Origin of the sequence: Micromonospora profundi, assembly GCF_011927785.1 — a bacterium.
Lineage (GTDB): Bacteria > Actinomycetota > Actinomycetes > Mycobacteriales > Micromonosporaceae > Micromonospora > Micromonospora profundi.
In genome coordinates this window covers 349,012-360,447 of the sequence record NZ_JAATJK010000001.1, presented here as the reverse complement: position 1 = coordinate 360,447, position 11,436 = coordinate 349,012, and the positions used below count along the sequence as shown (strand labels likewise).

General features: G+C 71.2%; 8 protein-coding genes. 5 read left to right on the top strand and 3 right to left on the bottom strand.

Annotated features, from left to right (window positions below; genetic code table 11):
- Positions 1 to 77 precede the first annotated feature (77 nt).
- From F4558_RS01625 to F4558_RS01610, 4 genes are all read left to right on the top strand, one after another.
- Positions 78 to 1,478 carry an alpha,alpha-trehalose-phosphate synthase (UDP-forming) gene (locus F4558_RS01625; protein WP_053653015.1) on the top strand — a complete coding sequence of 467 codons (1,401 nt, stop codon included), beginning with the start codon at positions 78 to 80 and terminating at the stop codon, positions 1,476 to 1,478.
- A gap of 41 nt (positions 1,479 to 1,519) precedes the next feature.
- On the top strand, positions 1,520 to 4,081 hold the full coding sequence (gene otsB / locus F4558_RS01620) for a trehalose-phosphatase (RefSeq protein ID WP_157552309.1): 2,562 nt from the start codon (positions 1,520 to 1,522) through the stop codon (positions 4,079 to 4,081).
- 69 nt (positions 4,082 to 4,150) lie between these two features.
- Positions 4,151 to 4,990, top strand: coding sequence for a helix-turn-helix domain-containing protein (locus F4558_RS01615; protein ID WP_312877261.1), 840 nt, complete (start codon positions 4,151 to 4,153; stop codon positions 4,988 to 4,990).
- Positions 4,991 to 5,057: 67 nt separating this feature from the next.
- Complete coding sequence (locus tag F4558_RS01610) at positions 5,058 to 5,639, top strand: dihydrofolate reductase family protein (RefSeq protein ID WP_167942978.1); 582 nt, start codon at positions 5,058 to 5,060, stop codon at positions 5,637 to 5,639.
- 33 nt (positions 5,640 to 5,672) lie between these two features.
- On the opposite strand, the gene cobA is transcribed toward F4558_RS01610, so the two are convergent.
- Genes cobA through cobC form a run of 3 tightly spaced genes read right to left on the bottom strand, consistent with a single transcriptional unit; the run spans position 5,673 to position 9,164 of the window.
- The gene (cobA, locus tag F4558_RS01605; protein WP_167942977.1) at positions 5,673 to 6,905 is read right to left on the bottom strand and encodes a uroporphyrinogen-III C-methyltransferase; all 1,233 of its coding nucleotides are present in this window, start codon (positions 6,903 to 6,905) and stop codon (positions 5,673 to 5,675) included.
- Between the two features lie 28 nt (positions 6,906 to 6,933).
- Positions 6,934 to 8,067 (bottom strand): nicotinate-nucleotide--dimethylbenzimidazole phosphoribosyltransferase, encoded by a 1,134-nt coding sequence (locus F4558_RS01600; RefSeq protein ID WP_167947172.1) that lies wholly within the window; start codon positions 8,065 to 8,067, stop codon positions 6,934 to 6,936.
- Entirely contained in the window at positions 8,067 to 9,164 is a 1,098-nt protein-coding gene (gene cobC / locus F4558_RS01595) for an Rv2231c family histidinol phosphate aminotransferase CobC (protein ID WP_053653020.1), read from the bottom strand. Before cobC ends, F4558_RS01600 begins: the two co-directional genes overlap by 1 nt.
- A gap of 122 nt (positions 9,165 to 9,286) precedes the next feature.
- Here cobC and F4558_RS01590 point away from each other — a divergent pair, with 122 nt between their 5' ends.
- Positions 9,287 to 11,419, top strand: a complete 2,133-nt coding sequence (locus F4558_RS01590; protein WP_053653021.1) for a transglycosylase domain-containing protein — start codon at positions 9,287 to 9,289, stop codon at positions 11,417 to 11,419.
- Positions 11,420 to 11,436: the final 17 nt, after the last annotated feature.

Here is an 11,436-nt window from a genome sequence, read left to right as displayed (position 1 = left end):
CACGGGGGCCCAGACACCGCAGCTACGCTCAGTACTCTCATCGCGGTGGACCCGTCAGTACCCGGAGGTGGCCGATCGTGACCGTCCGTAGCTCCTTTGTCGTAGTGGCGAACCGTCTGCCGGTCGACGAGGTGAGCACACCCGAGGGACGGCAGTGGCGACGCAGCCCCGGCGGGCTGGTCACCGCGCTGCATCCCGTGCTCGCCGAACACCAGGGCACCTGGGTCGGGTGGGCCGGTGGCACCGGCGCCGCCCCCGAGCCGTTCGACCTGGAGGGCATCCGACTGCACCCGGTGCCGCTGAGCGCCGAGGAGTTGGAGCGCTACTACGAGGGCCAGTCCAACGCGACGATCTGGCCGCTCTACCACGACGCTGTCGAGACACCCGCTTACAAGCGTCGCTGGCGGGAGGCGTACCGCCTGGTAAACGCCCGGTTCGCGGAGGCCGCGGCGGACGTGGCGGCCGAGGGTGCGACGGTCTGGGTGCAGGACTACCAGCTCCAGCTGGTCCCGGCGATGCTGCGTGAGCTGCGACCGGACCTGCGGATCGGCTTCTTCCTGCACATCCCGTTCCCGCCGATCGAGCTGTTCATGCAGATGCCGTTCCGTACGGAGATCCTGCGCGGCCTGCTCGGCTCCGACCTGGTCGGCTTCCAGCAGCGGCTGGCCGCGCAGAACTTCGTCCGGCTGGCCCGGCACCTGCTCGGCCTGCGCTACGAGGGCCAGATGATCCAGGTCGACGGCCGGCAGGTGAAGGCGGGCGCGTTCCCCATCTCGATCGACACCAAGGAGATGGAGCGGCTTGCCGAGGACCCGGCGATCCAGGCCCGGGCCAAGCAGATCCGCGCCGAACTGGGCGACCCGAAGACGATCATCCTGGGTGTGGACCGGCTCGACTACACCAAGGGCATCGAGTTGCGCCTGAAGGCCTTCCGCGAACTGCTTGCTGACGGAAAGTTGACAGTTCCGGATGCGGTTATGGTGCAGGTGGCCACGCCGAGCCGCGAGCGCGTCGAGCACTACCAGGCACTTCGAGTCAAGGTTGAGCGCGAGGTTGGTCGGATTAATGGCGAATTCGGCCGGGTCGGCGTGCCGGCGGTGCATTATCTGCATCAGTCGTACAGTCGCAGTGAACTGGCCGCGATGTACGTCGCTGCCGACGTGATGATGGTGACCCCGCTGCGAGACGGAATGAATCTGGTGGCCAAGGAGTACGTCGCATCGCGCGCCGACCAGGGTGGCGCGCTCGTGCTCAGTGAATTCGCCGGCGCCGCAACAGAGCTGCGTCAGGCCTTTTTGTGTAACCCGCACGACCCGGACGCGGTCAAGGACGCCCTGCTCCGGGCAGTGCACGTGGAGAAAACCGAGGCACGCCGCCGGATGCGGACAATGCAACGCCACCTGCGCACCCACGACGTGGGGCACTGGGCCAAGTCTTTCCTCTCCGAACTCGGAGTGTCCGAGGCGGAGGCCGCGTGAACACGTCCGTCACCGACGGAGCGGCGATCGCCGCCGCAGTGATGGACCCGGAACTGCGATCCGCCATCGGCCGGATCGCCCGGGTTCCCCAACTCCTCATCGCCTGCGACTACGACGGCACGATCGCGCCGATCGTCGAGGATCCGAGCACCGCCGTACCGCTGCCCGAGGCCGTGGCCGCGATCCGCGCGCTCGCCGCGCTGCCGCAGACCACAGTGGCGGTGGTCTCGGGCCGGGCGCTGCGCGATCTGGCCGCGCTCTCCCGGCTGCCCAGCGAGGTGCACCTCGTCGGCAGCCACGGCTCCGAGTTCGACATCGGCTTCGTCGAGCGGCTCTCCCCCGAGCTGGTGGCGGTCCGCCAACAGGTGCGCAACGCGCTGCGGGAGATCGCCGCCGAGCACCCCGGCATCCGGCTGGAACGCAAGCCGGCAAGCGTCGCCATGCACACCCGGGGAGTCGACCCGCAGGTCGCCGCCTCGGCAATCGAAGCGGCCCTGAACGGCCCGGCGACCTTCGACGGCGTCACGGTCACGCAAGGCAAGGAGGTCATCGAGCTGTCCGTGGTGGCCACCCACAAGGGCACCGCGATCGACCAGCTCCGGACCCAGCTCGCGGCAAGCGCGGTGCTCTTCATCGGCGACGACGTCACCGACGAGAACGCGTTCAGCAACCTGCACGGGCCGGACCTCGGCATCAAGATCGGTCCCGGCGAGACGCAGGCCGACTACCGGGTGGCCGAGCCGATCGAGGCGGCCCGCGCGCTCGGGCTGCTGCTGGAGACCCGCAGGCACTGGCTGTTCGGCGAGCGGGCGGTGCCCATCGAACGGCACTCCATGCTGGCCAACGGCCGTACCGTCGCGCTGCTCACCCCCGAGGCCAAGGTCAGCTGGCTCTGCCACCCCAAGCCGGACTCGGCGGCGATCTTCGCCGACCTGGTCGGCGGCAGCCCCGCCGGCCACTTCAGCGTCGCCCCGGAACGCGGCGGTATTCCGCTGGGCCAGCGCTACCGCTCCGGCACGATGACAGTGGAGACCCGGTGGTCCGGGCTCACCGTCACCGACTGGCTGGACAAGCCGACCAGGGAGACCATCCCGGACGGCGCCGCGGTGATCACCGGTGACTCGACACTCGTCCGGGTGTTGACCGGCAGCGGCCGGGTCCGGCTGGACTTCGCGCCGCGACCCGAATTCGGTCAGGTCGCCGTGCAGTTGCAACCGCTCGGCGACGGCCTCCTGGTGCTCGGCTCGAACGAGCCGATCGCCCTCTACTCCCCCGGGGTGGAGTGGGACGTCACGAACGACGGCGGCTACGAGACCGCCAAGGCGGTCGTCGACCTCTCCGCCGCTGGCGGGCAGATCGTGCTGGAGCTTCGCTTCGGCACGAACAGCCTGGACCACCACCGGGTGCCGGTCCACGAGCGGCAGGCCGCCGCCGAGCAGCCGTGGAAGGACTGGGTGGCCTCGCTGCGGCTGCCGTCCACCGCCCGCGACCTGGTCGCCCGCAGCGCCCTCACGCTGCGAGGGCTCTGCCACGAGGCGACCGGCTCGATCCTGGCCGCGGCCACCACCTCGCTCCCCGAGGAGCTGGGCGGCGTCCGCAACTGGGACTACCGCTACTGCTGGCTGCGGGACGCGGCGCTCACCGCCCGCGCGCTTGTCGACCTCGGCTCCATCGAGGAGGCCGAAGCGCTGCTGCGCTGGGTCGACGGCTGCATCGAACGCACCGGCGGTCACCCGGAGCGGCTGCACCCGCTCTACACGATCGACGGCTACGAGCTGGGTGCCGAGGCGGTCATCGACACGCTGCCCGGGTACGCCGGCTCCAGGCCGGTCCGGGTCGGCAACCTCGCCAACCACCAGCTGCAACTGGACGTCTTCGGCCCGATCGCCGACCTCATCGCGGCCGTCGCCGACGCCCGCGGTTCGGTGCGTGACGACGAGTGGCGGGTCCTGGAGAACATGGTCGAGGCGGTCCGCCGCCGCTGGCACGAGCCCGACCACGGCATCTGGGAGGCTCGGCTCCCACCCCGGCACCACGTCTTCTCCAAGGTGATGTGCTGGATGACAGTCGACCGGGCGCTGCACGTGATGCGCCAGCACGGCGGCGAGGACCGGCCGGAGTGGACGGACCTGCGCGACCGGATCGGCGCCAACGTGCTGGAGCACGGCTGGCACTCCGACGTGGAGGCGTACAGCGTCGCCTACGGCGACGAGGACATGGACGCCTCGTCGCTCTGGATCGGGCTCTCCGGCCTGCTCCCGGGTGACGACCCGCGTTTCCTGTCCACAGTCCTGCGGATCGAGGCGGACCTGCGCAGCGGTCCGGTCGTCTACCGCTACCACTGGGACGACGGCCTGCCCGGCCGTGAGGGTGGCTTCCACATCTGCACGGCGTGGCTGATCGAGGCGTACCTGCGCACCGGTCGCCGCACCGACGCCGAGGAACTGTTCGCGCAGATGGTGCTCACGGCCGGCCCGACAGGGCTGCTCCCCGAGCAGTACGACCCGCTCGCCGAGCGGGGCCTGGGCAACCACCCGCAGGCGTACAGCCACCTGGGGCTGATCCGCTGCGCCCTGCTGCTGGACAACATGCTCAAGCAGTAGCCGAATAGTCAGTTCGTCGACGGGCCGGAGCAGCGTTGCTCCGGCCCGTTCGTCTGCGATGCTGTGGCCGTGGAGTACGTGTCCCGAGTGCCGCGACCGCCGCTGGACGGGCTGATCGACGACCTGTACTACCTGGAGGGCGCGTCGCCGTACGCCCGGCTGACGCTGCCGGCGATGCCTGCGGCGTTGCTCATCGTCAACCTCGGGGCGCCGTTCCGCATCCGCGCCGGCACCGACATCGAGACCGCCGAGTACGCCGACGGCTGCGTGGTCACCACGCCCACCCGCGCGCTGGAGTTCGGCTACCCACCCCGGACCCGGTCCGTCGGCGTACACATCAAGCCGTGGGGGTTGGCGCCGTTCCTGCCGATGCCGGCTGCCGAGCTGTGTGACCGGCCGGTGACGGTTGAGCAGGTCTGGGGCCGGCCCGCCGTTGCAGAGCTGCGGGACCGGCTGGCCACGGCGGCCGGACCGCACGAGATGCTGACGCTGCTTGAGGAGGAGCTGATGCGACGGCTGTGCGAGACCACCGGCCTGGGGCTGGTCCGCCGCACCAGCAGCGTCATCGCGGCGGCCAGCGGTGGGGTGGTGATCGGCGACCTGAGCGCGGCAGCCGGCATCAGCAGCAGTCATCTGGCACAGCGGTTCAAGGAGCTCATCGGCGTCACGCCGAAGCGGCTGGCCCGCACCTACCGCTTCGCCGCCGCCGTGTTCACGATCGACCCCGCCGAGCCTGTCGACTGGGGCGGCCTCGCCGGTGGCGCTGGCTATTTCGACCAGGCCCACTTCGGCCACGAGTTCCGGGCGTTCACCGGGCTCACGCCGACCCGGTACCTCGAAGTCCGGCGGCGGTTCCTGCGCGAACATCCCGGCCACGTGCTGGATGGTTGGCCGTTGCCGCTCGATTGATTTCTTACAAGAGGCTGGAGCCCACGGCCCGCTAATTTGGGGGAAACCGAAGGCAGAGGAGAGCGGCGTGGGCAGTGTGGTCCTGTACAGCTCGGTGTCGGTGGACGGCTTCGTCGCGGACGAGAATGACCAGCCCGGGCCGCTGTTCGACTGGTTGACCAGCGGTGACGTCCCGTTGGACTCCAGCGGCGAGCTGAAGGTGTCGCAGACGTCCTACGACTACACACGGCCGTACTGGGACCAGATCGGGGTGACAGTCGTCGGCCGCCACGTCTTCGACATGACCGACGGCTGGGACGGGAAGCCGCCGGGCGGGATCGACCATGTGGTCGTCGTGACGCACCGGCCCGCGCCCGAGGGCTGGGACCCCGAGGCGCCGTTCCACTTCGTCGACGGTGTCGAGGCAGCAGTGGCCAAGGCACAGGAGCTTGCGGGTGACCGCATTGTCGAGGTCGCCGCTGGCGACGTCGGTGGCCAGGTGCTCGCCGCAGGCCTGGCCGACGAGGTGCGCATGGACGTCGTACCCGTCGTGTTCGGGGCCGGGAAGCGCTACTTCGGGTCGGTCGACGCGCAGCGCCTGTTGGAGGATCCCGACGTGGTGATCCAGGGCAACCGGGTGCTTCACCTGCGCTATCAGGTGCGCCGTTAACAATTCGCAGTGGAACGCGAAGAGGTCCCTGCGTCACCCGTCCAGGGCGCCCACCACGTCGCCGACCACCACGACGGCTGGCGGGCGGAGGTCGGCCGCCACCGCGTCGGCGGCCACCGCGTCGAGCGTCGAGCGCAGCACCCGCTGAGCGCCCGTGGTGGCCTCCTGGACGACGGCTGCCGGCGTCTGCGGCGGTCGGCCGTGGGCGATGAGGGTTGCAGTGATGGCAGCGAGGTTCTTCAGCCCCATCAGGATCACCAAGGTGCCGCGCAGGCCCGCCAGGGCGTCCCACCGCACAAGCGACGCCGGCGAGTCGGGTGCCAGGTGGCCGGAGACCACAGTGAACTCGTGCGCCACCCCCCGGTGGGTGACCGGAATCCCGGCCGCCGCAGGGGCGGCGATCGAGCTGGTCACTCCCGGCACGACGGTCACCGGCACGCCGGCCGCCGCGCAGGCAAGCAGCTCTTCGCCGCCCCGGCCGAAGACGTACGGGTCGCCGCCCTTGAGCCGCACCACGAAGGCGCCAGCCAGGGCACGGTCGACCAGGATCTGGTTGATCTCCTCCTGTGCCCGGGACGGGCCGTAGGGGATCTTCGAGGCGTCCACCAGCTCGACATCGGGGCGTAGCTCGTCCAGGAGCAGCCCGGGCACCAGCCGGTCGGCGACGACCACGTCGGCCTCGGTGAGCAGCCGCCAGCCCTTTACGGTGATCAGCTCTGGGTCACCGGGGCCGGCCCCGACCAGTGCCACCCGTCCGCCGCCCGCGTTAGGAAGGGCCCCTTCCTCTACCGCAGGCGTTAACAGGGGGCCCTTCCTTGCACCGAGGAGGTTGCGGATCGCGTCTCGGACACTCATTGCCCGTCGCGGGTCGCCGCCGCCGAGCACCGCCACGGTGACCGGGCCGTGCCGGGTCACCGCCGGGGTCCAGGCGGTGGCCGCCGTGCGGTCGTCGGCCCGGACGCAGAAGATCCGCCGCTCGGCGGCGGCGGCGCTCACCGACGCCGCGGCGAGGGGGTCGTCGATCGCTACCTGGACCAGCCACGCCCCGTCCAGGTCGTCGGGCGCGAACCGGCGCGGCACCCAGCGCAGCCGCCCCGCGTCGACGTGCGCGCGCAGCGCCGGGGTCAGCTCCGGTGCCACGAGCAGGACGTCCGCACCGGCGTCCAGCAGCGCCGGGACGCGCCGGGTGGCGACCGCGCCGCCGCCCACCACTACCACCCGCCGCCCGTCGAGCCGCAGACCGAGGGGGTACGGGCTGGCGCTCACAGCGCACCTCCGAGCCGGACGCGCGTTGTCACTTCTCGGCCACCCCTGCGGAGTCGAAGGTGGCCACCTCGTGCAGCACCCGCACCGCGCCGGTGACCACCGGCAGCGCCAGCAGCGCCCCGGTGCCCTCGCCGAGACGCAGCCCCAGGTCGATGAGCGGGTCGAGGCCCAGGCTGCGCAGTGCCACCGTGGCGCCCGGCTCGGCCGAGCGGTGCCCGGCGACCATGGCGAATACCGCGTTCGGCGCGAACGCGGCGGCAGCGAGGGCGGCGGAAACCGCGATCACGCCGTCCAGGAGCACAGGTGTACGGCGCGCCGCCGCACCCAGGATCAGCCCGGTCAGTGCCGCGTGCTCCAGGCCACCGACGGCGGCCAGCACGCCCAGCGGGTCAGCCGCGTCGGGCTCGTGCAGGGCAAGCGCGGCACGCACCACAGCCACCTTGCGGGCGTACGTCGGGTCGTCGACGCCGGTGCCCCGACCGGTGGAGTCGGCCGGGTCGACACCTGTGAACGCGGCGATCAGCGCGGCCGCCGGGGTGGTGTTGCCGATGCCCATGTCGCCGGTGAGCAGGATGCCGGCACCGGCGTCGATCAACTCGTCGGCGATCCGGATGCCGGTGCACACCGCAGCCAGCGCCTCGTCTCGGGTGAGCGCGGCGGTCACCGTGAAGTCCCGGGTGCCCCGGCGCACCGACGCGGCGACAAGCCGGGGCGTGGCCGGATCGTGCACGGCCGGGTCCTGCACGGGCAGGCCGGATGTCGCTGGGTCGTTCGCGGCCGGGTCGGGGACCTCATCCGGGGTGGCAAGCGGGTTGGCGACCCCTACGTCGACAACTGTGACCGAGGCGCCGGCCTGCCGGGCGAACGCGTTGACGACCGCACCGCCGGCCAGGAAGTTGCCGATCATCTGCCCGGTGACCTCCTGCGGCCACGGGGTCACCCCCTGGGCGTGCACCCCGTGGTCCCCCGCGAAGATCGCCACCGCGGCCGGCTCGGGCAACGGCGGTGGGCAGACCCCGGCGAGCCCTGCGAGGCGTACCGACAGGTCTTCCAGCGCACCCAGCGAGCCCGGCGGCTTGGTCAGGCGGCCGTGCATCTCCCGGGCGGCGGCCATTGCCGACTCGTCCAGTGGCGCGATGGCCGCGATCGTGGTCTCCAACATCATGCCTCCATGATCTCGCGCAGCACCTCGACGAACGCGTCGGTGGTGTTTCGGTCACGTACCGCCAGGCGCAGCCAGTCCGGGCCGAGACCCGGGAACGTGTCACCGCGACGGACCGCCCAGCCCCGGTCCCGCAGCGCCGCGCGGACGCGCGTCGCGCCGGGCAGGTGCACGAGCACGAACGCGCTGGCGGGGCGGCCTGCGACGCGTACACCGGGGATGCTGGCGAGGCGGGCCACCAGGTGGTCGCGGTCGGCGGCGAGGTCGACGGCGATCGCGCGCTCGGCCTGGACGGCGACGGGCGTGGCGCACGCCGCGGCGGCGGCCAGCGCGGGCGTGGAGACGGCCCAGAGCGGCTGGACGGCGGCCAGCCGGGACAGCAGCTCCGGGGCGCCGAGCAAATAGCCGATCCGCAGGCCGGCGAGCCCCCAGGTCTTGGTGAGGCTGCGCACCACGAGCAGGCCGGGCAGGTCACGCCGCTCGGCGAGTGACTCCGGTTCGCCGCTGTGCCCGCCTGTGGTGTCGGCGAACGCCTCGTCGACAACGAGCACCCGACCCGGGCGGGCCAGCGCGGCCACCGTCTCGGCGGGGTGCAGCACCGACGTGGGATTGGTCGGGTTGCCGATCATCACCAGGTCGGCGTCGGCGGGCACCCGGGAGGCGTCGAGCCGGAAGCCGTCGGCCGGGTCGAGCAGCACCCGCTCGACCGTGTGACCGGCGGCCCGCAGCGCCGCCTCCGGTTCGGTGAACTGGGGGTGCACGACCACCGGTCGCCGGATGCCGCGCAGCGCCTGGGCGATGAGCACGAAGCCCTCGGCGGCCCCGGCGGTGAGCAGTACCTCGTTCGGGGGACGCCGGTGCCGGGCGGCGACGGCGCCCCGGGCCGCCGACGGGTCCGGGTAGCGGGCCAGGTCGGTGAGGGTGGCAGCGATCGGCTCGGCCAACCAGGCAGGCGGTGGCGCCTGGCGGACGTTGACGGCGAGGTCGATGAGGCCGACGCCGACCTCCGCGTCCCCGTGGTGTGCCAGATCCGGCTCGGGCGCCACAGCCGGATCGGCCGCAGCGACCGGCGGTACGTCGCTCGGCTGATCACGCATGCCCGCGATCCTGCCGGGAAGGCTGCCGGCGGGACAATCGATCCCGGCGTAAGGCACATCACCACCCCGCTGGTTTATGAGTTTTTCTCATGTTCGATTCTGAAATGTCATAACTTGGCCATGTGAGCAACCGACCCCTTGCTGCCGCTGGTCGACTCGTTCCTCTCCTGCGCGCCGGGCTCATCGCCGGCATCGTGATCGCCGCCGCCGCGTACCCGCTCGTCGCCCTGACCGGGCTCGGCGCGAAGGCCACCGCACACGCCGTGGAGCACAAGACCAAGCTGCTGGCCACCGCCCTGCCCGCCGAGACCTCCTACCTCTACGCCCCGGACGGCAAGACCGTACTGACCATGTTCTACGAGGAGTACCGGCAGTACACGAAGCTGTCGGACATGTCGCCGAACATCCAGCAGGCGATCGTCGCCGCCGAGGACTCCCGCTTCTACCAGCACCACGGCGTCGACCCGAAGGGCGTGGCCCGCGCCTTCGTGTCCAACGCCCGCTCCAGCGGAGTCTCCCAGGGTGCCTCCACGCTCACCATGCAGTACGTCCGGATGGCCCTGCGGGACAGCGCGACAACGCCCAAGGAGGTCCAGGAAGCCACCCAGCAGACCAGCCTGCGCAAGGTCAAGGAGATGCGGATGGCGCTGGACCTGGAGAAGGAGCTGAGCAAAGAACAGATCATGGAGCGCTACCTGAACTCGGCGTACTTCGGTCACCGGGCGTACGGCATCTACGCGGCAAGCGAGATCTTCTTCTCCAAGACCCCGAAGGACCTCACCCCCGTCGAGGCGGCCACCCTCGCCGGCCTGGTCAAGTCCCCATCCGAGTACGACCCCGCCGACTCCGACCAGAAGGAGGCCACCGGGCGGCGCAACTACGTGCTGGACAGGATGAGCCAACTCGGCTACCTCTCCCCCGACTCGGCCGCCGCCGCCAAGTCCGAGCCGATCCGACTGAAGCTGACCACCCCGCCGCACGACTGCGCGGCGATCCCGGAGAAGTACAACAGTTGGGGCTTCGCCTGCGACTACCTGAAGAACTGGTGGAGTTCCCAGCCCGCGTTCGGCGCCAGCCGCCTGGAGCGGATGGACAACCTGCGCCGGGGCGGCTACCGGATCGTGCTCAGCCTCGACCCGAAGGTCCAGGAGGCGGCGGAGAAGAACGTCGGTGCCACGACCGCCACCGGCAGCCCGTTCGCCAACGGCATCGTGGTCTCCGAGCCGGGCACCGGGCGGGTCAAGGCAATGGCGGTGAACCGGACGTACTCGCTGGACCTGAACGAGAACCCACAGAGCTCGAACCCCGAGGCCGGGCCGAAGGTGAAGGCCAACTACCCGAACACCGTGGCACCACTGCTCGGTGGCGGTGACCTGGCGGGCTACCAGGCCGGGTCGACGTTCAAGATGTTCCCGATGCTTGCCGCGCTGGACTCGGGAATGACCCTGTCCACCTCATTCAACGCGCCCTACCGCTACCGGTCGGAGGTCTACGACGGCTGGTCGCCCTCCAACGCCAGCGGCGCCATGACCGGCCAGCAGACCATGTGGTCCGGCTTCGGCAAGTCCGTCAACACGTACTTCGTGTGGCTGGAGGAGAAGGTCGGCGCGGACCGGGCGGTCCGGTTGGCGGAGCAACTCGGGCTGCGCTGGCGCACCGACGTCGACAGGGACCACGCGTCCCCCGAGAAGGCGAAGTCCTGGGGCGCGTTCACCCTGGGCGTCTCCGACGCCACCCCGCTGGAGATGGCGAACGCGTACGCCGCCATCGCCGCCGACGGCCGCTACTGCGAGGCGATCCCCGTACAGGCGATCATGAACCGGGACGGGACACCGGCGACGTACGCGACCCCCGGCGGTATCCATCGCGAGGTGGCCAAGCCACGCTGCCGGCAGGTCGTCAGCGCGGACGCCGCCCGGGCCGCCACCGACGCCGCCCGCTGCCCCACCGGTGACACCCCGGCACGCGGCAGCTGCGGCGGCTGGTCCACCGCCGACAGCGTCCGGGGTACGGTCGGCCGCCCGGTCGCCGGCAAGACCGGCACCACCGACAGCACCCGGTCGGCCTGGTTCGTCGGCTACACGCCGGAACTGGCTGCGGCGAGCTTCATCTCCGACCCGGACAATCCATTCAACGCCGTCGGTGACGGGCAGTCCCAGATCCCGATCAAGGCGGTGTCGGAAACCCTGCGCGACGGGTTGAAGGGCACACCGACCCGCCAGTTCACCCCACCATCGGACGCCATAGTCGGCTGACCGGCGTGATAGTCGGC

What these genes read in the sequence shown, in the direction of transcription:
- otsB (WP_157552309.1), top strand. Translation starts at nt 1,520, where the DNA reads ATGGACCCGGAACTGCGATCCGCCATCGGCCGGATCGCCCGGGTTCCC.
- F4558_RS01600 (WP_167947172.1), bottom strand. Translation starts at nt 8,067, where the DNA reads ATGTTGGAGACCACGATCGCGGCCATCGCGCCACTGGACGAGTCGGCA.
- cobC (WP_053653020.1), bottom strand. Translation starts at nt 9,164, where the DNA reads ATGCGTGATCAGCCGAGCGACGTACCGCCGGTCGCTGCGGCCGATCCG.